The 25,660-nt window shown below is 71.3% G+C and carries 18 protein-coding genes and 4 pseudogenes; 14 read left to right on the forward strand and 8 right to left on the reverse strand.

Translation table 11 applies throughout. The features are described from left to right. The first annotated feature begins 254 nt into the window (after window positions 1–254). Window positions 255–695 (forward strand): VOC family protein, encoded by a 441-nt coding sequence (locus ABR738_RS03045; RefSeq protein ID WP_350228391.1) that lies wholly within the window; start codon window positions 255–257, stop codon window positions 693–695. Between the two features lie 75 nt (window positions 696–770). On the opposite strand, the gene ABR738_RS03050 is transcribed toward ABR738_RS03045, so the two are convergent. Then, the gene (locus ABR738_RS03050) at window positions 771–1,622 is read right to left on the reverse strand and encodes a class I SAM-dependent methyltransferase (RefSeq protein ID WP_350228392.1); all 852 of its coding nucleotides are present in this window, start codon (window positions 1,620–1,622) and stop codon (window positions 771–773) included. Between the two features lie 183 nt (window positions 1,623–1,805). On the opposite strand from ABR738_RS03050, the gene ABR738_RS03055 reads away from it, so the two are divergent. Next, the gene (locus tag ABR738_RS03055) at window positions 1,806–2,216 is read left to right on the forward strand and encodes a hypothetical protein (RefSeq protein WP_350228393.1); all 411 of its coding nucleotides are present in this window, start codon (window positions 1,806–1,808) and stop codon (window positions 2,214–2,216) included. 21 nt (window positions 2,217–2,237) lie between these two features. Here ABR738_RS03055 and ABR738_RS03060 read toward each other — a convergent pair. Then, window positions 2,238–2,552 (reverse strand): annotated as a pseudogene (locus ABR738_RS03060) (cytochrome P450); the annotation flags it as partial. After that, a pseudogene (locus ABR738_RS03065) lies at window positions 2,552–2,689 on the reverse strand (TetR family transcriptional regulator); the annotation flags it as partial. The pseudogenes ABR738_RS03065 and ABR738_RS03060, both read right to left, overlap by 1 nt. A gap of 117 nt (window positions 2,690–2,806) precedes the next feature. Here ABR738_RS03065 and ABR738_RS03070 point away from each other — a divergent pair. From ABR738_RS03070 to ABR738_RS03080, 3 genes are all read left to right on the forward strand, one after another. After that, window positions 2,807–3,643, forward strand: coding sequence for a class I SAM-dependent methyltransferase (locus tag ABR738_RS03070; RefSeq protein ID WP_350228394.1), 837 nt, complete (start codon window positions 2,807–2,809; stop codon window positions 3,641–3,643). Between the two features lie 243 nt (window positions 3,644–3,886). Continuing rightward, a complete protein-coding gene (locus ABR738_RS03075) occupies window positions 3,887–4,777 on the forward strand; it encodes an SDR family oxidoreductase (RefSeq protein WP_350228395.1) in 891 nt (296 codons plus the stop codon). 425 nt (window positions 4,778–5,202) lie between these two features. After that, complete coding sequence (locus ABR738_RS03080; RefSeq protein ID WP_350228396.1) at window positions 5,203–6,846, forward strand: hypothetical protein; 1,644 nt, start codon at window positions 5,203–5,205, stop codon at window positions 6,844–6,846. A 194-nt stretch (window positions 6,847–7,040) separates the two neighbouring features. On the opposite strand, the pseudogene ABR738_RS03085 reads toward ABR738_RS03080, so the two are convergent. Together ABR738_RS03085 and ABR738_RS03090 are read right to left on the reverse strand one after the other, a co-directional pair. Continuing rightward, a pseudogene (locus ABR738_RS03085) lies at window positions 7,041–7,427 on the reverse strand (transposase); the annotation flags it as partial. After that, window positions 7,424–7,795 carry an immunity protein CdiI family protein gene (locus ABR738_RS03090; RefSeq protein WP_350228397.1) on the reverse strand — a complete coding sequence of 124 codons (372 nt, stop codon included), beginning with the start codon at window positions 7,793–7,795 and terminating at the stop codon, window positions 7,424–7,426. The gene ABR738_RS03090 and the pseudogene ABR738_RS03085, both read right to left, overlap by 4 nt. 308 nt (window positions 7,796–8,103) lie before the next feature. Between ABR738_RS03090 and ABR738_RS03095 the strand changes: the two genes are divergently transcribed. After that, window positions 8,104–8,604: a VOC family protein gene (locus ABR738_RS03095; RefSeq protein WP_350228398.1), complete on the forward strand. Its 501-nt coding sequence runs from the start codon at window positions 8,104–8,106 to the stop codon at window positions 8,602–8,604. A gap of 86 nt (window positions 8,605–8,690) precedes the next feature. Here ABR738_RS03095 and ABR738_RS03100 read toward each other — a convergent pair whose 3' ends face one another. After that, window positions 8,691–8,906 carry a cupin domain-containing protein gene (locus tag ABR738_RS03100; protein WP_350228399.1) on the reverse strand — a complete coding sequence of 72 codons (216 nt, stop codon included), beginning with the start codon at window positions 8,904–8,906 and terminating at the stop codon, window positions 8,691–8,693. Window positions 8,907–9,268: 362 nt separating this feature from the next. Here ABR738_RS03100 and ABR738_RS03105 point away from each other — a divergent pair, with 362 nt between their 5' ends. From ABR738_RS03105 to ABR738_RS03115, 3 genes and pseudogenes are all read left to right on the forward strand, one after another. Next, entirely contained in the window at window positions 9,269–9,853 is a 585-nt protein-coding gene (locus tag ABR738_RS03105) for a TetR/AcrR family transcriptional regulator (RefSeq protein ID WP_350228400.1), read from the forward strand. Between the two features lie 219 nt (window positions 9,854–10,072). Beyond that, complete coding sequence (locus ABR738_RS03110) at window positions 10,073–10,837, forward strand: SDR family NAD(P)-dependent oxidoreductase (protein WP_350228401.1); 765 nt, start codon at window positions 10,073–10,075, stop codon at window positions 10,835–10,837. A 423-nt stretch (window positions 10,838–11,260) separates the two neighbouring features. Further along, window positions 11,261–11,955: pseudogene (locus tag ABR738_RS03115) on the forward strand (MBL fold metallo-hydrolase). Window positions 11,956–12,227: 272 nt separating this feature from the next. Here ABR738_RS03115 and ABR738_RS03120 read toward each other — a convergent pair. After that, window positions 12,228–13,085: an alpha/beta hydrolase gene (locus ABR738_RS03120; protein WP_350228402.1), complete on the reverse strand. Its 858-nt coding sequence runs from the start codon at window positions 13,083–13,085 to the stop codon at window positions 12,228–12,230. Window positions 13,086–13,189: 104 nt separating this feature from the next. Here ABR738_RS03120 and ABR738_RS03125 point away from each other — a divergent pair, with 104 nt between their 5' ends. Further along, complete coding sequence (locus ABR738_RS03125) at window positions 13,190–13,633, forward strand: winged helix-turn-helix transcriptional regulator (RefSeq protein ID WP_350228403.1); 444 nt, start codon at window positions 13,190–13,192, stop codon at window positions 13,631–13,633. A 173-nt stretch (window positions 13,634–13,806) separates the two neighbouring features. On the opposite strand, the gene ABR738_RS03130 is transcribed toward ABR738_RS03125, so the two are convergent. Further along, a complete protein-coding gene (locus ABR738_RS03130) occupies window positions 13,807–15,030 on the reverse strand; it encodes an IS4 family transposase (protein ID WP_350228404.1) in 1,224 nt (407 codons plus the stop codon). A gap of 213 nt (window positions 15,031–15,243) precedes the next feature. Between ABR738_RS03130 and ABR738_RS03135 the strand changes: the two genes are divergently transcribed. The 4 genes from ABR738_RS03135 (at window position 15,244) to ABR738_RS03150 (ending at window position 25,651) form a co-directional block, all read left to right on the forward strand. Continuing rightward, window positions 15,244–16,050, forward strand: a complete 807-nt coding sequence (locus ABR738_RS03135; protein ID WP_350228405.1) for a GDSL-type esterase/lipase family protein — start codon at window positions 15,244–15,246, stop codon at window positions 16,048–16,050. Between the two features lie 154 nt (window positions 16,051–16,204). After that, window positions 16,205–16,594, forward strand: a complete 390-nt coding sequence (locus ABR738_RS03140; protein WP_350228406.1) for an STAS domain-containing protein — start codon at window positions 16,205–16,207, stop codon at window positions 16,592–16,594. Next, window positions 16,591–18,903, forward strand: coding sequence for a SpoIIE family protein phosphatase (locus tag ABR738_RS03145; RefSeq protein WP_350228407.1), 2,313 nt, complete (start codon window positions 16,591–16,593; stop codon window positions 18,901–18,903). The genes ABR738_RS03140 and ABR738_RS03145 overlap by 4 nt, the downstream gene beginning before the upstream one ends. Window positions 18,904–19,342: 439 nt before the next feature. Then, window positions 19,343–25,651: an SDR family NAD(P)-dependent oxidoreductase gene (locus ABR738_RS03150; protein ID WP_350228408.1), complete on the forward strand. Its 6,309-nt coding sequence runs from the start codon at window positions 19,343–19,345 to the stop codon at window positions 25,649–25,651. Window positions 25,652–25,660 lie beyond the last annotated feature (9 nt).

The raw sequence follows: 25,660 nt of genomic DNA on the forward strand, positions 1-25,660 counted from the left end.
TGAGCGGCGGCGCGTCCGCCGCTGCGGGGAGGCGTCCGTTGCCGGAGCATCCATTGCCGTGGGGGGCGTACGTTGCCGTGAATTGCCGCCGGCCGGTGACTTCAGCCGCGTGACATGGTCGGGCGCGTACTGTGACGGACGGCTTGCGGTGTTCGGCGGTCCGCCGATGCCGGGGAGGTTTCACCGGCTCCGCCGCAGGGGCCACAGCGGCCACCACCGGTCGCGGGCGAACAGGAGAGACAGGGGAGATCGGCATGGCGATTCAGCGGATGGACAACGTCGGCATCGTCGTCGAGGACATGGAGGCCGCGATCGGGTTCTTCGTGGAGCTCGGCATGGAACTGGAGGGCAGGGCCGAGGTCCAGGGGCCCTTCGCCGACCAGTGCACCGGCCTGGACGGCGTCCACTGTGACATCGCGATGGTCCGGACGCCGGATGGTCACAGCCGGATCGAGCTGGCGAAGTACCGGACCCCGACGGTGATCACCTCCGGGCCTCGCGACCAGCCGCACAACACCCTCGGCACGCACCGCGTCATGTTCGCGGTCGACAACATCGAGGACACTGTTGCCCGCCTGCGCCCCCACGGCGCTCAACTCGTGGGCCGGATCGCCCGGTTCGAGGACAGCTATCTGCTCTGCTACCTCCGCGGGCCCGCAGGCATCATCGTCGGACTGGCCGAGCAGCTGCGCTGAAGTACGGTGGGGTCCAGCTCGGCCTCCGCCTGCTCATGGGATCAATCGGCCTCCCGACCCGGCGCGGCAGGCGGCCTAGCGGCGGACCGCCGAGATGAGTCCGCCCGGCTGCTCCTCGCCCTGCGGCGGGGTGCTGATCGGGCGGCCGTAGGCGGCGGCGCGCTCGCGCAGGGTATGGGGGTGGGCCTCCCAGCCGTGCCCTGCCAGCCACCCCACCGGGTCGTCCGGCATCTCCGAGACCCACATGGTGGCGGCCGATCCCGGTGCGGCATCCGCGCCGAAGCGTTCGATCACGCCGCGCGAGCCCAGGGTGAGGCCCATCCAACTGCCCGGCGCCGACTGCGCGCCGATCCGGGAAAGCAGCAACTCCACCGCGTCCTCGGGGAGATAGATCAGGAGCCCTTCGGCGATCCACGCGGTCGGTGCGGTGGGGTCGTGACCAGCGGCGACCAGTGCGGACGGCCAGTCATCGCGCAGATCCACCGCGACGGTGATCCGCTCGCAGCGTGCGACGGCCCGCTCCTGGCTCAGTACGGACTCCTTGAAGTCCAGGGGCGCGGAGGTGTCGACCTCGAACAGGCGGGTGCCTTCGGGCCAGTCCATCCGGAAGGCGCGGCTGTCCATGCCGGCGCCGAGCAGCACGATCTGTCGGACCCCGGACGCGGAGGCCTCCCGCAACAAGTCGTCGAGGAACTTCGTCCTGATGACGATGGAGAAGGCCAGACCCATTCGACGCCGCCGCGCGGCCTCGTCGCCGGGCAACGGCGGTGCGGAGGGCACCAAACCGCCCGCAGTGGCGAAGGCCTGTGCGAGGGGGTCGCGGAACAGCGCGTTCTCGCGCTCGGTCTCCAGCGCGCGCACCTTGGCCACCCCCACCGCAGTGGCCCACACTCCCGACGGCCGCACCCGCTCCTGCTCATCAGTCACCGAACCAGCCTAGTTGAACCCCCTTCGCCGCCCGGACGCGGGTTCCTGCGGGGCCGCCGGAATCGCACCAGGTGCATCGAATCCACGACCGGCGGGCCGACGGCCACCGGGCCCGGCAGCCGGGGCGGCCGGCGTGAGCCCCGGTGCTGTCCGGGGCTCGACCGGCGCGTATCGTCTCTGCGCGTGACCGCAACCGACGCGCCCCGCACCAACCGTGACCTGCTCATATGGGCCTGGATCCTTGCGATCCCCGCCATCGGTGGCTTCGTGCTTGCGTTCGGCCTGATGCTGTTTCCGACGTCTTTCGACAACAACGGAAGTTTCCAGCCACCCATGTCGTGCGGTGTGCCCGCGCTGTTCGACCGGCAGGCCTTCACGAAGCAGCACTACGGCCCCGACGGAGAGCTCGGCGAGCTCGGTACGTCCGGATGCGACGCGGCGGTCGCCGCCCGCGAACACCGGGCCGTGGGCGCCCTGACCGTGGCCACCCCGCTGTGCCTGCTCGCCCTCACCGTCCACCTGCACCGCCGTACGGACTCCGGTCAGCGCGTGGGCGACCAGGGTGACGCGTCACCGGCGGTGTCGTCCGACTGACCCGGCTGGTGGCGCGACCTTTTACCGCGTACCTACGGGCGTTTGCCGCGTGCGTACGGGCAACGCCTCCAGGCCCCGCATGAGTCGCGTCCGCCGCCACCGCAGCTCTTCGGGGGCCACCGCGAGACGGAGCCCGGGGTGGCGCGTCAGGAGTGCGCGGAGGGCGATTTCCGTCTCGGCCAGAGCCAGGGGCGCGCCAGGACAGCGGTGGATTCCGTGACCGAACGCCAGATGCCCCGCGCTGTCGCGGCCCGGATCGAGACGACCGGGATCCGGATAGCGGGCAGGGTCTCGGTTGGCCGCTCCGGGGGAAATGAGCACGGGGACACCGGCGGGTCGGCGAAGTGCCTGTGCAGGACGCCCTTGGCGCAGTCGGCTTCGGCGGTGACGGCCCTGCTGGTCAGCCCGGTGGGCCCCTCACGGGCCAGGACGCGCTGTGCGGCCTCGAACAGCCGGTCCCGCACTCCTGTGATCGGGACACCTCCGGGTGACGTGCGGCTCCTTCTCCTTGTCGTATGGGCACCCGCCCATACCTTGATGGGCAAGCGCCCGTACTGGAGATGGGCGCACTCAGCCGCCAGGGGGATCTCATGAGCGCCATCGTCAACACCGAGCAGGACAGCGCCTGGAACGGTGACGAAGGCCAGTACTGGGCCGACCACCACGATCGCTGGAACGCGGTCAACGAGGGGTTCAACGAGCCGTTGCTGCGGGCTGCCGCGATCGCGCCGGGCGAGCGGGTGCTCGACCTCGGCTGCGGCGCGGGCCAGACCTCGCGGCTCGCCGCCCGGCGGGCCCACCCGGGACAGGTGCTCGGCCTTGACCTCTCGGCACCCGAGCTGGACCGGGCCCGCGCGCTCGCGGCCCAAGAAGGCCTGGACAACCTGCGTTTCGAGCGAGGTGACGCCCAGGTCCACCCTTTTTCGCCGGGCAGCTTCGACGTCGCTCTGAGCCGCTTCGGCATCATGTTCTTCGCGGACCCGGCCGCCGCCTTCGCTCATGTCCGCGGCGCCCTGCGCCCCGGCGGACGACTCGCCTTCGCCAGTCTCTCCGCGCCCGAACGGATGGACTGGGCGGGCCTGTTCGCCGACTTGCGCGCCTTCGGCCCGGTCCCTGACTTCACCGTCGGCGCGCCCGGCATGTTCTCGCTCGCCGATCCGGCGACGATCCGTCAGCTCTTGACCGGCGCGGGCTTCGACGACGTACGCGTGGACCTGGTGACGGCGCAGATGAACTTCGGCAAGGACGCCGCCGACGCGGCCGTCTTCCTGGCCGGCTCCGGCCCCGCCCGCTCCTTGCTCGAACGTCTCGCTCCCGGGGAGGCCGAGCGGGCCCGCGAGGCGATGCGCCAGGCCCTCGCCCGTTTCGAGGGCCCCGGCGGCGTCCGACTCAACGCCGAGGCATGCCTGGTCAGCGCCCGCTGCTGACGGCGTCGGTACGTTTCCGCGTCTCCGATGCGCCGGCCAGGCGTACGGGGTCACCTGCCGTACGGACGGCTCGACCAGCGGGTTTCCCGCGCGACAGGCCCGCCCCGCTGGACCGGCCTATGGTCGGTAGGGAAAGGGTTGTCGCCGCCAGGGGAAAGGGTTGTCGCCGCCGTCGGCCGGAAAGCGGGAACAGGTCGTCACGCGTCACGGTGGCGTACTGGCCGGCCGTCTGGAGGGACCGTCATGGGCCGGGTGCGAGGGCTACAGGGTCGTACGGCCGTCGTGACGGGCGCCGCCCGTGGAATCGGCGCCGCGCTGGCATGGGAGCTGGCCGTGCGGGGCATGAGGGTGGCGCTGCTGGGTCTGGAGGGCGAGGGCCTGCGCGAGGTCGCCCGGGGCCTGCCGGCGGAGACGTACTGCGTCGAGGTGGACGTCACCGACGAGACGGCGATGGAGCGCGCGGCAGCCTCGGTCGGCGAGGCGCTGGGGGCGCCGTCGGTGGTGGTGGCCAACGCGGGTGTCGCCGAGGGCGGCCCCTTCGGCGCCTGCGACCCGGCCACCTGGCGCCGCGTCATCGACGTCAACCTCTGTGGCAGCGCCACTACCGCCCGGGTGTTTCTTCCCGCCCTGCTCGGCAACCGTGGCTACTACCTGCAAATTGCCTCCACCGCCGCGTTCGGCTCGGTGCCCATGATGAGTGCCTACTGCGCGTCCAAGGCCGGTGTCGAGTCCTTCGCCCAGTCCCTGCGTTCCGAGCTCGAGCCGGAGGGCACCAGAGTGGGCATCGCCTACGTGCACTGGACGGACACCGGCATGATCCGCGACGCCGACCAGCACACCGTGCTGCGCGAGCTGCGCGCCCACATGCCGCCCGGTGCCCGCCGCACCTACCCGGTGGAGAGCATCGCCTCCTGGATCGCGCGGGGCGTCGACCGCCGTCTCGCCACGGTCTACGCGCCGCCGTGGTTGCGCTGGGTTCAGCCGCTGCGTCCGCTGTTCCCGTCGGCCGTGACCGCCGTCTCGCGCCACGCTCTGCCGCGCATGGCCGACCGGGGTTCGGTCTCCCCCACGGGGCTGCTCGGCCCGGGAGGCCGGGCCGCCCGGTCAATGCAGCGCGCACCAGAACGGGATTGAACGGGCGGAAAACGTGACGGACGGGATGGCGCTTTGGAAAAGTGGACCGCTTCTCGTCGGGCAAGGCGTACCTATTACGTCGGCTGTGGCGTTGAGGGGGTGTGGGCTGGGGAGGGCTGGGCTGAGGGCTGCTGTTGCGGCTGGGTCTGCGGCTGCGGCACTGGGCTGTTCCGGCTCCGGCACGGGGGCTGCTTCGGCTATGGAACCGGGAGGGGCTGCTTCGGCTCCCGCACGAGGGCTGCTTCGGCTCCCGCACGGAGGGGCTGCTTCGGCTCCGGCACTGGGGCCGTTCCGGCTGCCGTCGGCGTGGGAGATCCGGGTTTGCCGGTGTTGGGCGATGTGTCCGCGTACGGTGGGTCCACCGCCGCGCCGCCTTCGAGGTGCGCCCGCGCGGCAGTTGGGAACAACGGTGCTGGAGGGGTTGGATGGCGCAGGTCTCGTCGGGTGAGCTGGACGACCGGGTGCTCGGCCGTACATGGACGGTGCGGCTGGATGCGGCGGCCCGGGGCACGGCGGCGGTGCGCGTCTCGTGCAGTCGGCCGGCCTGCCTTCCGGAGCGGCTGCCGACGGCCGCCGCCGGGCGCGCGAACGCGGTCGCTCACCTCAAGGCCCATCTGAAGGCCATTGCCGGGCCGCGCCCCGACGCGTTCTGCGTGTGCAAGGCCGAGGGCTGTCAGGCCCACAACCTGTCCCGGCGCGATGAACGCCCCGAGCGCGGGGAGCCGTGGCGATGCGGTGGTCCGGTGGTTCTGGCCATCGTCACCGACCGCGAGGGGCGTTGGTGGCGGGCGATGGAATGCTGCTCACGTTGCGCGGCCGCGACCCCCGGCGCCAAAACCGTCGCCACCGCGCCGCCGGCGCCCCGCAAGGGCAACACCGCCGATGGTGGCGGAGTTCCCGCCGCTGCGGATCGCACCCGCGCAGGCGTCGCGGCCCTGGAGGACACCGCGGTGTTGTTCTCCGACAACGCCAACAGCGCCTCGTCCACGCTGAGATCGGGCGACCCGGCGCCCCCACCGCCCAGATCCGGCCCGCTCCCCCGCGCCCGGGCGGCCGCGTCGGCGTCACCGGCCGCGGCGGCGCCCAGAGGCGCCAAGCCCTGGGGGAAGATCGGGCAGCGGACTGTGCCGCAGAATTTGCGGCCCGACGTCCTGCGCGTCGAACTCATCGAACTCGGCGACGCGTTCCGCGCCTACCAGCAGCGTGCCGAGCCCGACCTCGCCCTCCTCGCCACCCTCCACGAGCGCAAGGCGCGCGCGTTCGCCCTGTGGGCCGACGTCACCCGCACAGAAGCGCTGCGAGAGGAGGCCGAACGGGCCGAGAAGGCCGCGCGGACGACGCGCGCCATGCACGCCAACCGCGCCCATCGTCCGACCTGCGGTGACACGGACGCCACCGGGCCACAGGTGGAGTGGCTGCTGACACGGGGCCAGGCCGTCCACGCGCGCGCCGTACTCGACCACGTCCAGGACCATTCTCCGCACCCCGAGGCCGACGTGCGCCTGGCCGTCCTCATGCTCACCCTGCGGGCCGCGCGCGCCGGCACCGGGAACGTCACCGGTCAGGACCTCACCGGCTGGCTGGCCGGCGACGCGGAACCCGTGCTGGAACGTCTGGTCGCGGGCGACTGGCTGCGGCTGTCCTGCACCGTGACGCAGGCTCTGGCGTCCCGGCCCGAGGACGCGGCGCCGTTCACCGTCCCCACCCTGCTGCCGGACCGGCCGCGTCCGTTCGCCTTCGGCAAGACCAGCCGCTCCAAGATCTCGGGCTGGGCCCAGAAGGCGGTCGGCGACCGGAAGCTACGCAAGAAGAAGCTGGGCCCGGCCACTCGGCTCCTCGCCCTGTACGCCGCGGCCCATTCCCGCCCCGACGGCCAACTCGGCCCGGAGCAGGACGGCGGCCTCCACCTGGACCGTCTCTCGGCGTTCTGCGCCTTGCCCGCCGAGAAGATCGGCGAGCAGGCCGAACTGCTCGTCGCAGCCGATTGGTTCAGCGAAGCCGATACGTCCCAGGACCGGTTGCGGGCCCGATTGTCCGAGCGGGTACTCCCCCTGAGCGGACTGCTCTAGGACTTGGCGTGGCGCGGGGAGCGTCATGGGCGGAGGGCGGAGGGCGGAAGGCGGACGTTGGTAGCTGTCTTTCAACTCTGGCCGTGAGGCACCGGGCGGCTGAATGATCCGTATCTCCAATCCCCTTTCTCTATACAGCAGTTCAGCAACCGGGTGGCTGCTTCCAGCAATCCCGGCTCGCGCTCTGTCTGCGCCCGGCTGGTCTCCAGGGCGGCTACGAATGAGTACGGCCAGCCGGGGATGAACTGGTCCGAGGAGCGTCCCTGGCGTCCACAGACATGGCAGGACAGGCGGTCCGGGCTGGTCGGCGCGTCGGGCCGCAGTCATGCCGAGACATCGTCCGCCAGGACCAGACGCCCGTCGGCGGCCTTGGGCTTCGGGAGCGTGGCCAGGGCCTGGCGCAGCCGGACCGTGGCCAGGGCCTCGCGCAGCCGGACCGCGTCGATGCGGCTCCAAGTGAGCGCGTCGTACGACGCGCCGTGCCCACGCCGGTGTCCGGACCATAAAGACAAGCTCAGGTACGCGCGCGTCCCTCCCCCACCCCCCGCGCCGCCCCCCTCGCAGAATTTCCGTGAGGTCAGCTGCGCACGAAGCCGGCTGGGTCGGCCATGTAGCGGTCGAGGTCCGGGTCCTGGTGGAGCGCGTTGAACTCGTCGTGAATCTGCCACGCCGGGCCGAGTTCGGCGCGAAGGCGGCTGAGCGCTTGGCGTACCGCCTCGTTGAAATGGTGACACTCCGCTTCACGCCACGGCCCGGGGTCCGGGGGGTAGTCCCAGTTCAACGCCGTATCGTAACGAGCTATCAGCCCGTACAGGACATCGCGGAGGTCGTGGCTGATCGGCAGCCGGTCCAGCTCGACCGGGTACCCCCACACCTCCGCGTCCTCAGGCGTGGCCGCCCAGAGGACTGCGCCTGATCCTGCGTCGAAGAAGAATCTCGCGGCGGGCATGGCGTCGAACCCCTCGTTGTGTCGCGGTAGCGCCCGTCACAGTACTCGAGGGGCCGGCACGGCACCCCCAAGGCACCCCACGGCGTCCGGATGCGGTTGGCACCTCGCCTGCGCCCCCGGCGCCTCGTGGGCGCCTCGTGCGACAGCCATAGGTTTCGGTGACTGGCCGGTATGGGCCACCCAACAACCCGTCCCATGACTCAGCGCGACGAAACAATCACCTATGTGGACATTTACTTGAAGTCTCACATTGTTCTAAGGTGCAAGTGAGGCCACCGCCTCACCCTTCACCGCCCCGGGAGATCCCCATGCCTGTACGCCGCCTCAATCACGCGGTGCTCTACGTGCGAGACGTCGCTCGCGCCGTGGAGTTCTACACGGACGTATTCGGCTTCAAGCTCGACGTCGACATCCCCGGCCGCGCCGCGTTCCTCAGCGCCCAGGACACCCTCAACGATCACGACCTCGGTCTGTTCTCCGTCGGGGCGCAGGCGCCCGGTCCCGAACAGGGCCGCGTGGGGCTTTACCACCTGGCCTGGGAGGTGGGCACGCTCGGCGAACTCTCCGCCATCGCCGTCGAGCTCACCAAGCGCGGCGCCATGGTCGGCTCGACGGATCACCTGGTGTCGAAGTCCCTGTACGCCAAGGACCCCGACGGCAACGAGTTCGAGATCATGTGGCGCGTGCCGCGCGAGGACTGGCCGTCCGAAGCCGACGACGCCCGACCGAGCGGACTCGACCTCGAAGCCGCGCTCAAGCGTTGGGGACCCGACCTCAAGACGGGTGCGGCCGCCGGGTCGCCCACCTGAGTCAGGAGCGGCCGTCGCTTGCGCCGGGCGCCCGCTCACCCCGGTGTCCGCCGGTCGGCGAGAGAGGCCGCCGCCGCGGTCGGCCGTCAGTTGTCGCCGGAGCCGTCCCGCCGCTCCACGATCACGAGCGCGCCCCGGCTTCCGGGACGGACCGCGTGGACCGCCCCCGCCGGGACCAGATGGAGCTCGCCCGCGCACACCGGCACGGGCCTGCCGTCGACTTCGAGTTCGAGGTGCCCGTCCAGGACGAGAAGCACCTCGGCGGCCTCATGACTCTCGGCCTCGACCGGCATGTCATCCATCCTCAGCACCTTCACACAGGCGGTACCCACGTCGCCCAGCACGCGTGAGCGCCATCCTCCGGGGAGATCGGCGGCGGCATTCCTCAGGCTGATCAGGCTCACGGCCCACTTCTCCTCTGGCCCCCGGTGTGATGTCACCGGACGCCCTCAGCAAGGTCCTCTGGATGCCCGAAAAGCTACGTGGCCTGCGCCTACGGTTGGTCGACCGTTTCGCAAAGGATGGCGAGGGCGGCCGCCGACTCGTGGATGCCATCGCCAAGTTGGCGGGCCATCCCCATGTGGGCGGACCGCGCATGCTCGGCAACCCGTGACAACACCGGACCATATTTGACCGATCGTTCCACTGTCGCTAGAGTTCGAGCGTGGCCAGAACCAAGGAATTCGATCCGGACGCCGCGTTGCAGTCAGCCCTGGAGCTGTTCTGGCGGCGCGGCTACGAGGCCACCTCGATGGCTGACCTCGTCGAACATCTCGGCATCGGACGTGCCAGCATCTACGCCACCTTCGGCAACAAGCACGAGCTGTACCTGAAAGCGCTGGACCGCTACAACGAGCACCACGACGCGGCCCTGCTGAGCGCACTGTCCCAGCCCGGCCCCGCGCTGCCCGCCGTGCGTACGCTGGTACGACGCTTCGCGGCCGAGGCGCACGCCAACGACCGGCGTTCCCTGGGGTGTTTCGTCACCAACACGGCCGCAGAACTGGGCGCACACGATACGGCGGCGGCCCGCCGGGTCGAGAAGAGCTGGGACCACGTCGAGACTCTGCTGCGCTCAGCGCTGACACGGGCCCAGGCGCAGGACGAGCTGCCCGCCGACCGCGATCCGCGCGCACTCGCGCGGATGCTGCTCGTACTGATGCAGGGCCTGCGAGTGGTCGGCAAGGCGTCACAGGACCCGGGCCGCGTGCGGGACGCCGCCGAGCAGGCGTTGAAGCTGCTCGACTGACCAACCCTGCGGGGAGCGCGAGAGTGCCCGTGCGCGTGCCTTTGCGGCCAAATTCCAGAACGGACAGTCCATTATTGAGGAGTCCCGTCCTCCTCGCACCCCGCAAACGGCCCGGCCCCCGCGCCCCCCAACGCCCCCAACCTCAACTCCCGACGCCCGACCCGGAACCCCGAATCCCGTACCTCGAACAACCAAGTGCTGACCCAAGGAGCCACCACCATGACCGCACGCTTCACCGGAAAGACCGTCCTCGTCACCGGCGCGGGCTCCGGCATCGGCCGGGCCGTCGCTCTCGCCTTCGCGGCCGAAGGTGCCTCGGTCGTCGGAGCCGGACGTACCGCCGCGGCGCTCGACGAGACGGTCGCGCTGATCGAGAAGGAAGGTGGTTCGGCCGTCGCGGTCACCGCGGATGTGACGCGTTCCGAGGACGTCAGGGCCCTGGTCCGTCATACCGTCGAACGCTTCGGCAGCCTTGATGTCGCCGTGAACAATGCCGGCGTCTTCCGGGGCGGCGCCCCCATAGCGGACCTCCCCGAGGCGGACTGGCGCACCATGCTGGACATCAACGTCACCGGCGTACTCCTCAGCCTCCAGGCCGAAGTGGCTCAGATGCGGCAACAGCCCACCGGCGGCGCGATCGTCAACATCGCCTCCAACCTGGGCGCGCACAGCCGACTTCCGGGCCTGGCCGGCTACCTGGCCGGCAAGGCGGCCGTCTCCGCCCTCACCAGGGCGGCGGCCCTGGACCACATCGCCGACGGCATCCGCATCAACGCCGTCAGTCCCGGCCCCTCCGACACCGCCATGTCGCTGCGACCGGGCGAGACCGATGCCGACCGCGCGGCCCGCATGAAGAGCGCGTCGCCGCTGGGACGGGTCTCCTCCACCGCCGAAGTCGCCTCAGCCGTGCTGTACTTGGCGTCGCCGGACGCCGCATCGATCGTCGGCGCCGACCTCGTCATCGACGGCGGCGCCGCCGCCTGACGGCAACCCCTGCGCCGACGCGCGTGCGGTTGCGTTCGCACCGGCGCGGGTCGCGGCAGCCGGTCGCGGCAGCGCGGGTCACGAGAGGATCCGGTAACGACGGCCCCGGCTCACGACAGTCGGCTGGCGGCGCTCGGCCACGCGCCCGGCCGGCCGATCATGCGTCGGTCCGCTCAGCCTCTGCCGCCGGCCGCTCGCCCTCCAGTCCCCGGGCTTCCATCGGAAAGAGGACGGGACTGAGCAGGTATTGCGCTCGCTCGGGACTCGGGCGGTTGGTGAGTCTCGGCGCGATGGCCGCACGCAGCCCACCGATCAGTTCCTCCCGTCCTGCCCGATGCTGATCTTCAGGGCGGCCGGGACTACCAAGTGACCGTCGCCGACGACCTGACGGGCTGGCAACGCGCTCTGGGGCGCCGCCCCGAGGTGACGATCCGGATCCACGAGGAGGCCAACCACCTGTTCTTTCCCGGCAGCGGGACGCCGGCGCGGTTGCAGCGGTATGTTTGGTTCGACGAGGTGGACGCGATATGGATTTCGCATCTGCACGCCGATCACAGCGCGGACCTGCTCACCGCCTATTACGCGGCGCTCCATGCCGACATCCGGCTCGCCACCCCCATCCCGTTGTACGGACCGCCGGGTATCGCCGACCAGTTGGCCCACTTCCTCACCAACACCTCCACGCGCAGCCCGGGCGAGTCCGCCTTCGCCATCCAGGAGCTGACGGACGGCCACCAGGCGCACGTGGGCGCCCTCACATGACCAGCCGCGCGATGACGCACGGCATCCCGGCCTTCGGAGTACGCATCGAAACCGAGGGGCGCTCGCTGGTCCATTCCGGGGACACGGCGCCGTGCGTGAACCTAGGACGGCTCGCCGCAGGGTGCGACGTGCTGCTGTGCGAGGCCGAGAGCGCCGAGGCGCCCGCCGAGGACGAGCAGGTGCACCACGCCCCCGAGGACACCGGCGAAACGGGCCGCGAGGCTCAGGCGGGCCGGCTGATCGTCACGCACGTCGGCCGGTTCCTCACCCCGGAACAGGCCGTGGCGCGCGCCTCGGCCCGGTACGACGGCCCCATCGTTCGCGCCACGCCCGGTGCCACCTTCGCTATCGGCTGAGGGCCATGACTACTGGACACTGAAGGGGCCACCTACGGCCGGTTCCATCCCACCACCGGCCTCCGGCTCCGCTCCCCCCGCCCGAGCTCGTTCTTCGCCCCGCGCCCCGCGCCCCGCGCCCCGCGCCGATTTGCCGGCCGTGCTCGCTCGGTGAGGGGCGGAGACTCGGATCGTGGGCGGTACTCCCCGGAGCCGAGCCAACTTGCCCTACTGTCGGGCGAGTTCCGCCCCTTCCCGGAGCCTCGGCTCTTGAATCCTCTGCATTCCGTGGGTCACTTCGGCAGGTCCGCGGAAAGGAAGGGCGCAAGGAGCGCGAGCAACGCCTCGGGCTGGTGGAGGGGGATGATGTGCCCGCAGTTCTGGAGGCGGTGTCCGGTCAAGTCATCCGCGACAGAGCGAAGTTGGCGTTCGAGGTCGGGGCCGACGGGGTGCGAGCCGATGGCCATGGTCGGCATGGTCAGGCGAGCTGTCGCGACGGCGTCCGCGAGCTGCCGCCCGCTGGTGGGCAGCGCCCGGTAGTAGGAGAACGCGCAGCGCAGCGCCTCGCTCCCGGTGTACGCCTCGACGAAGGCCGCGCGGATGTCGTCGGGCACTCCCCGCCCGAGCGTCCCCGCATTGAGGAACCACTCGATGTACAGGGCCTCGTTGCCGGCCAGTACGGTCTCGGCGAGGCCGGGGACGGCGTGGAAGCCGAACCACCAGGGGGCGCCGTCCGCGAGGACGTGTTCCGCCCCCGGCAGGCGACCGAGCAGGGCCTCCATCACCACCAGACGGCGGACGAGGCCGGGTCGGCGCAACCCGAGCAGGACGGCGGGCGCGGCCCCCGCGTCGATGCCGACCACCGCCGCCGAGGTCTCGCCGAGCGCGTCGAGCAGCCCTTCGGCGTCGGCGGCGAGGGTGCCCGCGTCGTACCCGTCGAGGGCCCGTGTGCTGGCGCCGAAGCCTCTTAGGTCCGGGGCGATGACCCGGTATCGGTCGGCCAGCGGGTCCATGATCTCCTGCCAGACCTGCCAGGTGTGAGGGAAGCCGTGCAGCAGCAGGACCGCCGGTCCCTCCCCCGCGACGGCGACGTTGAGTTCGACCCCGTTCGTCGTGACGCGGCGCAGTCGGTGTGCGGTGGCGAAAGGCAAGGTGACTCCCCGAATTAGGCGGTTACGATTGGTTACCAGCAAACGATAGGTAACCGTCTGGGCGCTGCCCAGACGGCACTTTCAGGGAAGGTGGTGAGCCCCAGGTGACCACCCGAGGAGCCCCGGCCGCGCGTACCGAGGCGCGGGGTGATGTGTTCGATCCCCTGTGCCCGACACGGCGGTTGCTGGACCGCATCGGTACGAAGTGGACGTCGATGGCCGTCAAGACGCTGGCCGACGCCGCACCGGACGAGGTGCGCTTCGCGGAGCTGAGACGCCGGATGCCCGGGGTCTCGCAGAAGATGCTGTCCGTGACGCTGCGCGGTCTGACCCGCGACGGGCTGGTGTCACGCCGGGTCGAGCCGAGCGTGCCGCCGCGCGTCTTCTACCGGCTCACCGAACTGGGGCTGTCCCTGGAAGTAGCGCTCGCGGCGCTGCGGACCTGGGCGGAGGACCACATGGCCGAGATCGACCGAGCCAACCGCACCGCCGACCAGGAGACGGATGAGGCCGATGAGGGGAAGGCTGCCGGGTCCGCCCATGACTAGCCCCAATGCCGGTGACTTAGGTTCTGTCGTGCCGGGTGATGGTGACGGTGTCTGGTGCGGGTGGTGTCCCGTTGCGGTGCTCGGTCCGTTTGAGCGGCCAGTTGGACATCTTGCGTTTGATGACTCGGGGGCAGGTCCGGTGGCGGCGTGGAGGCAGCAGGCGTTCGGTGATCTCAGCCAGGGTGCGGGTCAGTGCCCGGGTGAGTCTGCCGGGGGGAAAACGCCGCCTGGGCCGGGACCTGGCGGCGCACGATCCGCAGGGACCGTGTGAAGGAGAGCCGGTCGGGATCAAGGCCCTGGCCGGTGGCGGCCTGGTGCATCAGCTGCCGGACGGCGTGATGCACCAGGAGGAAGCCGTAAATCTCCTGCTCCACGCCCCACGGGTATCTCGAGCGCAGGACGAGCTTCGGGCCGCGCTGATGGGTCTTGATCTCGTCCAGGGTGGTCTCGATCTCCCACCGCTGGGCATAGAGCACGGCCAGCTCCATCGCCGGTGCCTGCTCAGGGTCGAGCAGGGTGGTCAACAGTCGGTAGACGGTGGCCTCGCCGGTGCCGGCAAGGGTGTACTCGATCACCCGGACCACCACCGGGCTGCGGCGACTCCTGCGGTCCGGCTCGGCATGGACCGCGCTGAGGTAAGAGCCATCGGCCAGGACCTGCACCACGGGCAGAGCCGCGCTCTTACGCATCCTCCACAAAAGGTCCGCGCCCGTTGCCCGGGCGGCCTGCCACAACTCGAACCCGTAAAAGCCCCGGTCGGCCAGCAGCAGCATCCCCGCCCGCAGGCGGGGCAACAGCTGCCGGGACAGCACCGGCTCACTCACCGACAACGGACCGACCGCCGCCCCGAACACCCCGTGAGTCCCGCACTCCGCCAGTGCCACAAGCCTGGCCTGCGGGAAAGCACCCGTCCCCCGGCCCGAGCCCGGGCGGCCGAAGAAGCTGTCGTTTTCCGCTGTGTCCGCAAGGTCCAAGGTCGTGCCGTCCACCGCCACCAGACGCCACCGCCGATACCAGGCACCCGCCGTATCCGGCACCGCCACCGGACGGCACACCCGCGCGAACAGCATCCTCAACGGCTCACAACCCAGGCGCCGACGCGCCCGCCCGATCGCGGCAGTCGTCGGCACCCGCCAGGACCGCTCCCGGTTCCCCAGCCCCTCGCCCAGCAGCCGCGCGACCTCTTCATACGGCTGCCCGAAGAACAGACACATCGCCAGCACGAAGTACACAACCACACGTGCGGGCAGCAGCCGACTGCGCTGCTCGCCCCGCCCGGTCTCCGCGATCACCTCGTCGACCAGTTGCCGCGGAAACGCCCGCGTCAGCACCCCGATCGCAATCCGGTCCGACACACGCCCGCCCGCAGACGACTTGACCTGCCCCACCCTCGCCACACCACAACCAACGAGCCCTCGGCATCTAAGTCACCGGCATTGTGACTAGCCCGGGTGGGGTAACACGGCGGGTGCCACGGGAGCGCAGAGAGGACCGTTGGTCGCGACGACCGGTCGTCGCGCAGCCCCCGCACCCACACCACGCCCCCGTCCCCGAACCCGTTCCCCGACCCGGAAAAGCGCCGCCGGAACCCGCCGAATGGAGCCTCCCCCATGACGACTCCCGCGCCCTCCGCCGACTACGACAACCCCGACGCCGTGGACGTCTCCCTGATGATCGTCGGGGATTCGATCAGCCACGGCAGCAGCGGCGACTGGACCTGGCGTTTCCGCCTCTGGAAGCACCTCGAGGAAAACCGTGTGCGGGTGGACTTCGTCGGCCCCTTCAAAACGCTCGACAACATCCGGACCGAGGAGACCGGCGACGGCGACAACACATACGCCGACACCAGGTTCGACCGCGACCATGCCGCCAAGTGGGGACAGCCCTACATCGTCGCCAAGACCACCATCCAGGAGTATGTGGCGACCTACCGGCCCGACTTCGTCCTCGTACTCCTCGGCATCAACGACCTGGTCTGGTACGACGTCACCCCGGAGCAGTTCGAAGCCAACCTGCGTGAATTCATCGCCAACGCCCGCGCCGGACACCACGCCGTCCGCCTCGTCCTCGGCACCATCCTGGAGACCGTCAGGGCTACGCAGGACTTCGACCTCTCCAAGCGCGTGAGCAAGTGCAACGACCGCCTCCGCGCCGTCGCCACAGAACTCCGCCGGCCGCTCTCCCCCATCGAAGTGGCCGACACCGCAGCCGAGTTCACCGCGTCCGACCACACCTGGGACGACACCCACCCCAACCCCGACGGCGAGCTGCGCATCGCGGCCGCCTTCGCCGACGTGCTCAGTCAGCGCTTCCAGATCGGCGCCATGTATCCACGCCCCTACCCCGTACTCGACAGCATCCCCATGGAACGCAAAGCAGCCGTCCACGTCGACACCGCCGAAGACGCCGGACTCTGACCCCGGCGGACACACCGGCCCACGCCGGCCCCCTCGGTCAAGAACGTACGGTTCCGAAGCACCTTTCCGGGGTAGGCGGCGCCCGAAGCCGGTCTCCCTCCAAGAGGGGGTTGGCGGTCAGCGCTTCACACGGAGGAAGCTGAGGGTGTTCTCGGTGAACGTCAGGCGGGACGGGCACAGCGTGGTGTTCGCGCTGCGCGGAGAACTCGACCACGACAGCGTGGAGCAGCTGCGCGAGGCCGGGAACAAGGAGCTGCTGGAGGGGCGGGCGGCCGGACCGGTGGTGGTCGACTGCGCCGCTTTGTCGTTCTGCGACTCCTCGGGCATCGGTGAACTCGTCCGGCTGCACCAGCAGTTGTCCTTGCGCGACCGCGCGTTCCGGCTTGCGTCCGTACCGGCCAAGGTGTCGCGTTTGTTGGAGTTGACGGGTCTGAACCAGGTGCTCTCCGTGCACGCCGACATGGCCGGGGCTCTGGCCGCGGACAAGGGTTCCCCCGCCGGTGGCGCGGGCTCGGTCCGACTGAATGAGGGGCAGCGCGCATGACGCGTGTACCGAAGCCGCAGCCGGGCCGGCTCGTCGAGGCCGCCGGTGCGTCCGGCGGCGCGTCCGGTGGCGTCAGGGGCGGGGAGGAGGACGATCTGCGGGCGCTGTTCGGGCAGTCGGCGTCCGTGTTCGCCTCCCTGGCCGGCCCGGCGCACATGCTGGAGACGGCCAACGCCGCGTTCTTCGCCGCCCTGGGTGGCGGCGAGCCCCGCCGGACCGGGATGCCTCTGGGGCAGATGGTGCCGGAGCTTGCGGCGCAAGGAGTCATCACCCTGCTGGACCGCGTCTACCGCACCGGGAAGCCCCACACCGGACATGACGCGCGGGTCGTGCTGGGCCGAGGGGACTCGGTGCGGGAGGCGTTCTTCGACTTCTCCTACGAGCCCCGCCTGGACGCTGGCGGAAACGTCATGGGCGTACGCATGATCGGCGTGGAGACGACCCAGATCAAGCACGCCCAGCGCCTCACCGCGGAGCACCGGGCCCTCCTTGAGCAGATCGCGCGGCAGGCCCCGCTGCCGGAGGTGCTGGACGGTATGGCGCACGTCATCGAGGAGCTGGCGCCCGAGGAGGTGCTGGTCTCCGTGCTGCTTGCCGACCCCGACGGCCGACACCTGCGTCACGGCGCGGCCCCGAGCCTGCCCGACTTCTACAACCGGGCCATCGACGGCATCGCCACGGGTGAAGGCATAGGTTCGTGCGGCACCGCCGCGCACCGGCGGCAACCGGTGATCGTCACCGACATCGCCACCGATCCCTTCTGGGACGACTTCCGCGACCTGGCCGATCGAGCCGGCGTCGCCGCCTGCTGGTCCACTCCGATCCTGGCCCGCGACGGTTCGCTTCTGGGCACCTTCGCGATGTACCACCGCGTGCCCCGCGCTCCGCAGGAGGCGGATCTCGCGCTGGCGCGTGTCTTCGCGGGCACCGCCGCCCTGGCCATCGAGCGCGACACGGCGGAAAAGGCACGTCTGGCGGCCGAGGCACGTGAGAAGGCCGCGCGCGACGACCTCGCCTTCCTCCTGGATGCCAGCGCCGCCCTGACCTCCGACCTCGACGCCGGCCAGACCCTCCAGCGCCTCGCCGCCTCGTGCGTGCCGAGGCTCGCTCCGCTGTGCGCCGTCGACATCGTCAAGGGCGGACGCGTGGTCCGGGTCGCCACCGCCGCTCCCACCCAGGCGCAGCAGGACCTGCTCGCGTCCCACATCCCGGTCTACGACGCCGACGACGACGCCGTGTCCCGTGTGCTGGCCTCCGGCGTGAGCGAGGTCGCCCGCCGCGCCCCCACCGGGCCCGGGCCGTGGCACGATCTGGGCGTCACCGGCTACCTGTGCGTTCCCCTCATGGACCGGGGCAGCGCGTTCGGCACCGTGACGCTGCTGACGACGGACGAGCACACCTTTGACGGTCACACCGTCGCCCTGGCCGAAGAGCTCGCCCGTCGCTCGGGTTCGGCCGCCCACAACGCCCGTCAGTACGCCCACCGGACCGCCCTCGCCCGCGACCTCCAGGCCGGCCTGCTCCTGCCGGACCTGCCGACCGTGCCGGGAACGGATGTGGCCACCTACTACCACCCCGCCGGCGAAGGACTCGACGTCGGCGGCGACTTCTACGACGTCTTCCCCCTGGACGACGGCCGTTGGGCGTTCATGCTCGGCGACGTCTGCGGCCGGGGCGCCATCGCCGCCACCACCACCGCGCTTGTCCGCCACACCGCGCGCGCCGTCGCCCCCTTCCTGCACGGACCCGAGGACGTCGTCAAGGCCGTCAACCGGGCCTTGCTCAACCGCCCCGGCAGTCACGGCGGCGGCTTCGTCACCCTCGTCTACGGTCAGCTCTCGCCCGCTCCTGACGGCCTCGACATCGAACTCGTCCGCGCCGGCCACACCCTGCCCCTGGTTCTCGACGACGGCCGCACCGCGCGGGCCGTCGAGGCGCCCGGTTCACTGCTGGGTGTCTCGGCCGACCCGGACGTGACACCCCACCGGCTGCGGCTGCGCCCCCACGAGAGCCTGCTTCTCTACACCGACGGCATCACCGAGGCGCGCGCCGGCGACGGAGAGCAGTTCGGCGAACAGCGTCTCGCCGATGCCCTGTCCCGCGCGGGGCGTCCGTCCGGCGCCCGGTACGTCATCGACACCGTGATCGAAGCCGTTCGGGCCTTCACCGGAGGCCACGACATCGACGACGACCAAGCCGTCCTCGTTCTGACGGCCACGGAAACGCCTCGATCCGCGAAAGCGCCTGCCGGCGATTGCGCCGACGACCCTGCCGGGGACAGGGGCATCGCACCCGCAGCGTGCCCGTGAGAGCGCCAGGGCGGCGGCGGGCTCTGCCGTAGGAGCCCGCCACCGTGGCATTTGTTTGTCTTCATCAACTCGCACCGCTTCGAGTCCGACTTCCGTCGTTCACCTCGTAGGTATATCGGCCGACGCGTGAAGGCGTATCTTCCTACCGCACTGCCGTCGGCAACACCAATGCTTCCGGGAACGGCAACACGCACGCCTCACTCGAAGTGGGTATTTCACCGCGCTCCTCGGTTCGGGAAAAGTCACTGCTGAAGCCGCACGTCGGCTCCCAGGGCACCCGTCAACGTCAGGGCGCCGAGCCTGCCATGAACCTTCGGGCTCTCCTGACATGGCACTGTTTGGTGCCTCTCGGGGCCGGTCCCCATGTCGGCCGGGCACGCCGGGCCGCCCGGGAGTTGTTGCGATGATCTCACCACTTTCCCACCGAGGACGGAGCACGATGACGCACGCAGAAGCATTTCGGTTGGCGCGCAGCCCCATCGCAGTGACGGGCGTAGCCGGGATGTTTCCGCAAGCGGCGGACATCAGAGAATTCTGGCGGAATGTGATGACGGGACGTGACTGCATCACCGAGGTACCGGAGAAGAGCTGGCGGCTCGCCGATCATTACGACTCCGACATGTTCGCCGAGGACAAAACATATGCCCGGCGCGGCGGATTCCTGCCGCCGACGGTATTCGACCCCGCGGAATTCTCGATGCCGCCGTCGACCCTCGATTCCATCGGTCTGGTCCAGCTGCTCAGCCTCCAGGTCGCCCGGGACGTACTGGCGGACGCCGGCTGCGCCGACGCGGATTGGTACGACCCTTCACGTACCGGTGTGATCCTCGGCGTGTGCGGCCAGAACACGACCATGTCGCCACTCGGGTCACGGCTCCACGGTCCCGCGGTGCGGGAGGCCGCGCTCAGCTGCGGGCTTTCGGCGCGGGACGCCGACGAGATCGAGCGCAGGTTCAAGGCCGCGTCCCCGGGATGGACCGAGGACAGTTTCCCCGGCACGCTCGCCAACGTGGTCGCCGGCCGCATCGCCAACCGCTTCGGGTTCGGCGCGACGAACTGCACGGTCGACGCGGCGTGCGCCAGCTCGCTGGCAGCGCTGCGCATGGCGGTCAGCGAACTGGTCGAGCACCGGGCCGACCTGATGATCACGGGCGGCTGCGACGCGGACAATTCCGTCACCACCTTCATGTGCTTCAGCAAGACGCCCGCCCTCTCGCCCCGGGGCACCGTCCGGCCCTTCGACAGCTCGGCCGACGGAACGCTGATCGGCGAGGGCATCGGCATGCTCGCGCTCAAGCGGCTGTCCGACGCCGAGCGGGACGGAGACCGGATCTACGCCGTGCTGCGCGGCCTCGGCAGCTCGAGCGACGGGCGGACACCGAGCATCTACGGGCCGAGCGGTGAGGGGCAGCTGGCCGCTCTGCGACGGGCCTACGAGGACGCCGAACTGCCGGTCGGCTCCGTCCAGCTCATCGAGGCGCACGGGACCGGCACCGCGGTGGGTGACGCCGTGGAACTCGGCGCCCTGAGCGCGTTCCTGGCGCCTGCCGGGGCCGCCCACCGGGCCGCGGTGGGCAGCGTGAAGTCCCAGATCGGTCATACGAAGGCGGCGGCCGGAGCGGCCGGCCTCATCAAGACCGCGCTCGCCCTGCACCACAAGGTGCTCCCCCCGACCATCAACGTCGACACGGTGAGCGACGCGGCCGACCGCGACGCGCTCTACGTCAATCAGCAGGCTCGGCCCTGGGTCCGTGAGCCCCACCGCCCGACGCGGCGCGGCGGGGTCTCCGCCTTCGGTTTCGGCGGCGTCAACTTCCATGCGCTTCTGGAGGAGTACCCCGCCGCGGGGGACGGCGCGCCGGTGTGGCACACCACGCCGACGGCTCACCTGTGGCACGCGCCGGACGTGGACGGTCTGCTGGCGAAGCTGCGCGCGGGCGCGGCGCCGGGCGGGGGCGGCCCGGTCCCCGCCGGGCACGTCCGTCTGGGAGTCGTGGCCGCGTCGCGCTCCGAGCGGACGTCGTTGGTGGCACGGGCGATCGACCGGCTGGAGGGCGATCCAGCGGCCGAGAGCTGGGAGCTGCCCGGCCAGGTGGTCTACCGGCGGAGCGCGCTGCCGTCCGGGGCCAAGGTAGCGGCCCTTTTCGCTGGGCAGGGGAGCCAGTACGTCGGCATGGGCCGGCACGCCCTGCTCGCCATCCCGCCGGTGCGGGCGTACTTCGACCGCGCCAACGCCCTTTGGACCCCGGGTGAGTTGGGTCTCGAAACATTGGCCGACGTGGTTTTCCCCGTCTTGGGACAGGAGGACCCCGGGGTCGCCGCGGCCAGGCTGCGGCGCACCTCCTGCGCGCAGGCCGCCATCGGAGCGCTGGCCATGGGGCAGTACCGCTACCTGTCCGAACTGGGCCTCACCCCGCACGGGTTGCTGGGTCACAGCTGCGGCGAACTGATCGCGCTGTGGGCCGCCGGAAGTCTCACCGACGACGGCTGCCTGACCCTGACACGCCAACGCGGGCAGGCCATGGAGCCGACGGCCGACGCGGATGACCGCGACAGCGGAGCCATGCTCGCCCTCCGGGCCTCGCGAGCCGAGTGGGACGAACTCACCTGCGCGCACCGCGAGTTGACGCTGTGCAACCTCAACGCGCCGGATGAGCTGGTCGTGGGCGGCCCCACTTCTGCCATCGAGAGCCTGGCCGACGACTGCCGGGGCCGAGGCCTGGTGACGCATCGGCTGCCCGTCGCGGGGGCGTTCCACACCCCGCTGGTCAAACACGCCGCCGACACCTTCGCGCGGGCCGTCGCCGCGGTGGGTGTGCCGGCTCCGGCCACGCCGGTGTTCGCCGGGGCGCCGGACGCTTCGTACGGCGACGACGCGGGGGCCAACGTGCGCACGCTGAGCGAACAGATGCTGCGGCCCGTGGACTTCGCGGGCCGGGTGCGGGAGATGTACGCCGACGGATTCCGCGTCTTCGTCGAGTTCGGGCCGGGACAGGTGCTGAGCCGGCTCGTCACGCGCATCGTGGACGACGCCTCGGTCCAGGTGGTCGCCACGGATGGCGGGGTCGGCACCGACAGTGCGGCGGCCCTGGCCTACGCGGCCCTGCGCCTCGCGGTGCTCGGCCTGGGGATCGAGGACATCAACCGCCACCAGGCGCCCGTTCCCGCGCCACGCGCCGCGGCCTCACCCGTGGCGCGGCTTCTGGAAGGGCCGTCCTTCGCGGTGGAGGCGCGCCGGCCGCAGTACGAGAGCGCCCTCGCGCAGACGTACCAGTGCGCGTCCGCCACCCCCATGGATGCGGCGCCCCCGGTCCCGGAGACTGTCGCCGCGCCACCCCCCCACGTAGCGCCCGGCCCGTTGGTGGACGCCGCAGCCAGTCAACTCGCCCTGCACACCCAGTACTTGGACGGACAGTTGCACACGGCTCGTACGCTCACCGAGCTCGTGGCAGGGGCAGCAGGCGAGGAGCCGGACACGACGCTGCTCGCCCAGGTGGAGGCGGTCAAGGAGCACAGCCTCGCGTTGAGCCGGGCCCACATCCACGCCCAGGACGTGATGCTCGAACTCGTACGGCTGGGACGGGACGGGGCCGCTCCCCGGGGGCACGGAGAGGCGCATCCAGATGCCCGCGTGACGCACCACGACGAAGCCGGCGTCGGGGCTTCGAAGGCTGTCGCGGCCGGGCCGGGACCAGTGGTGCCCCTCCCCCGCCAGTCGTCACCAGGATCGGCGGGGCTGTCATCGGGGGCCCGCCAACTCGGTGCGTCCGCAGCGGAGTTCGGTGTCGGTCCGGACGGCCCGGTGTCATCGGCCGGGGGCCACGACGAGGCGGCCTGGCCCGGGGGCCACGGCGAGGCGCCCTCGGCCGGTGGCCACGGCGGTGAGACGGCCTGGGACGGCGGTAGCGGCGCCGAGAGGGCCTCGACCGGTGGCCACAACGGCGACTCGGCCCCGGGCGGCGGTCACGGCGGCGAGGCCGTCGGTCCGGACGCCCTGCCGGACCCGTCCTCCTGGGCCGTGGACGCGGCACAGGCCGAGCGGATTCTGCGCGAGCTCGTCGCCGAGAAGACCGGGTACACCGTCGAGATGGTCGCGCCCGACCTGGACATCCAGGCCGACTTGGGCATCGACTCCCTCAAGCAGGTCGAAATCGCATCGGAGGCATGGCGACGTTATCCGTTCCTGCCGCGTGAGGAGATCTACCGGTTCGCCCAGGCGCGTACGGTCCGCGAACTCGCCGTCATGCTGGCCGAGATCGCCGCCGGGGCCGCGGCCACAGCGGACCAGGACGAGACCGCGGCCGAGCCCGTACCGCTGGGACGCGGACACCTGACGCTGTGTCACTTGCCGGCGGCCGACACGCTGGCCGAAGCGTACGGCCCCCGGCCCACCGCCCTGATCCTTGACGACGGCAGCGCGCTGGCCGATGCGGTGTCCGACGCCCTCGCGGGGCAGGGGTGGGACGTTCGGCGGTTGGCGTTGCCCGGAATCACGGTGAAGGGCCACGTCGCTCTGGGCGACTGGCATGAGGAGACTCTGCGCGTGCGCCTCCTCGACCTGTTGGCCTCGGCGGAACGGCTGGACCTGTGCGTGCTGGCCGCCGGGCATGACGCGCAGAGCACGGGCACGGCGGCCGCGTTGGCCCGGTTGCGGCACGCGGTACTGGTCGCCAAACACGTCACGCCGGCTCTCAAGGACACCACCGGGTCCGGATATCGGGCCGGATTCACGGCCGTGGCCCAACTGGACGGCGCTCTCGGCCTCGCCGGGAGCGGCGGTGACCCGTCCGCCGCTCTGCTCGGCGGTCTGGGTGGACTCGTCAAGGCCGTCGGGGTCGAGGAGCCCGACCTGTTCTGCCGTTTCGTGGACTTCGCCCCGGCGTGCGATCCGGCCGCGGCCGCCGCGTGCTTCGTGACGGAGACGACCGACGCCGTCCGGGTGGCGGAGGTCGCCTGGGACGGGACGCGGCGCGCGGCCCTGGCCGTCACGCCCGTGGCTCCCGACGCACCCGCGCCGGCCGCCGACACCGCCCCGGGAGCCGCCGACCTCCTGGTGGTGACCGGCGGCGCGCGCGGCATCACCGCGTGGTGCTGCGCCGCCCTCGCGGCCGCGCGGTCCTGCGGCTTCGTGCTCCTTGGCCGCACCCCGCTGCGGGACCTGCCCGCCTGGGCCGTCGGCCACGACGATCCGGCCGCACTCGTCACAGCCTGTCGGGAGCACGCGGTGGCCCAGGGCAAGGACGTCGACTCCGCCGCCGTACGCGCCGAGCTGGACGCCGAGGTACGCCTCGTCCAACAACAGTCCGAGATCCGCACCACGCTGGCCGCCCTGCGCGCCCAGGGAGCCGAAGCCTCCTATGTGGCGGCCGATGTGGCGGACCCGGTCGCGGTCGCGGCGGCTCTGGCCCCCTACGCGCCTCGGGTGACCGGGGTGATCCACGGCGCGGGCGTACTCGCCGACAAGCCCCTCGCGCTGAAGACGCCGCAGGACATCGGACACGTGGTGGACACCAAGGTGACCGGTCTGTTGAACGTGCTGGCCGCGCTGCCGGGCGAGAACCTGCGCCACCTGGTGCTCTTCACTTCCGTATCCGGCATCTTTGGCAACGGCCGCCAGACGGATTACGCGATGGCGAACGAGGCCTTGAACCGGTTCGCCTGCGCCTGGCAGATGGCACATCCCGCCTGCCGGGTGCGCGCCATGGCCTGGGGCCCCTGGCAGGGAGGCATGGCATCCGCCGAGGCCCAGGCGCTGTTCACCGAGCTGGGGGTCGGGCTGCTCACGCGCGAGCAGGGATGCGCCCACTTCACCGACGAGCTCGCGGCGGGCCCCGGCGTCGGCACGGTGAGCGTCCTTGGCCCCCTGCGCTCGGTGTTCACGGCACGCGCGCTGCCCGCGGCGGGTCTGACGGTGCTGCGCGGCCTGGACGGCCTGGCCGAGGAGGCGGTCCTGATGGACCACAGTATCGACGGCCTTCCCGTGCTGCCGATGACGGCGGCCGTCGGGTGGGGGGTCAACGTGACCGAGCGGCTGCGGTCCGGCCGCCGTGTGAACGAGGTGCGGGACTTCCGGGTGCGCAAGGGCCTGGTACTGGACGGCTCGCAGCCGCCGCGCGCGCGGATCGTCGTGCGGCCCGAGGCCGACGGCGCGGGCGACCTGCGGCTGTCCTTCCACGACGACGGCGTGGACACACCGCTGCCGCGCTACGAAGGCATGTTCCGCACGGCGTCGGGGGACGCGGCTCCGCCCCGTCTGTCGCTGCCGTCCGCCCCGGCTGCCGAAGGGGACCCGCACCCGGCCTACCGGGACGGCTTCCTCTTCCACGGCCCCCTGCTCCAGGGACTCGGCGCGGTCTTGGCGGAGGACGACAAGTATCTGATGGTCGTGGCCAGGATGCCCGACCCCCAGGTGGCCCGGGGCGCGTACGCGGGCGCGCTGTACAGCCCGGCGCTGGCCGATCTGCTGTTGCAGGCGGCGGCGCTGCTCGGGCGCAGGCTCTGCGGCCACCGGTGCCTGCCGGTGGCGGTGGAGCGCGTCCAGCTCTTCGCGCCGCTGCCGGACGACGAACCGTTCGTGATCGTCGTCGAACTGCTGGAGCAGGAGCCCCTGGAGCTCGTCTGCACCGTCACCGCGTGCGACCGGCGCGGTGAGGTGCTGCAACGCTGGGAGGCCGTCAAGGGCATCGTGGCCGCGCCGGAGCTGGGCAGCCGGGCGGCGTGGCCCGCGCCGCGCCCGGCCACCGCGTGACCCCGGGTC

It is taken from the genome of Streptomyces sp. Edi4 (genome assembly GCF_040253615.1).
GTDB lineage: Bacteria > Actinomycetota > Actinomycetes > Streptomycetales > Streptomycetaceae > Streptomyces.

Coding starts and splice junctions, on each gene's coding strand:
- ABR738_RS03135 (WP_350228405.1), top strand. CDS start 15,244: ATGACGACTCCCGCGCCCTCCGCCGACTACGACAACCCCGACGCCGTG.
- ABR738_RS03110 (WP_350228401.1), top strand. CDS start 10,073: ATGACCGCACGCTTCACCGGAAAGACCGTCCTCGTCACCGGCGCGGGC.
- ABR738_RS03090 (WP_350228397.1), bottom strand. CDS start 7,795: ATGCCCGCCGCGAGATTCTTCTTCGACGCAGGATCAGGCGCAGTCCTC.
- ABR738_RS03075 (WP_350228395.1), top strand. CDS start 3,887: ATGGGCCGGGTGCGAGGGCTACAGGGTCGTACGGCCGTCGTGACGGGC.
- ABR738_RS03045 (WP_350228391.1), top strand. CDS start 255: ATGGCGATTCAGCGGATGGACAACGTCGGCATCGTCGTCGAGGACATG.
- ABR738_RS03145 (WP_350228407.1), top strand. CDS start 16,591: ATGACGCGTGTACCGAAGCCGCAGCCGGGCCGGCTCGTCGAGGCCGCC.
- ABR738_RS03080 (WP_350228396.1), top strand. CDS start 5,203: ATGGCGCAGGTCTCGTCGGGTGAGCTGGACGACCGGGTGCTCGGCCGT.
- ABR738_RS03095 (WP_350228398.1), top strand. CDS start 8,104: ATGCCTGTACGCCGCCTCAATCACGCGGTGCTCTACGTGCGAGACGTC.
- ABR738_RS03100 (WP_350228399.1), bottom strand. CDS start 8,906: ATGGATGACATGCCGGTCGAGGCCGAGAGTCATGAGGCCGCCGAGGTG.
- ABR738_RS03150 (WP_350228408.1), top strand. CDS start 19,343: ATGACGCACGCAGAAGCATTTCGGTTGGCGCGCAGCCCCATCGCAGTG.
- ABR738_RS03070 (WP_350228394.1), top strand. CDS start 2,807: ATGAGCGCCATCGTCAACACCGAGCAGGACAGCGCCTGGAACGGTGAC.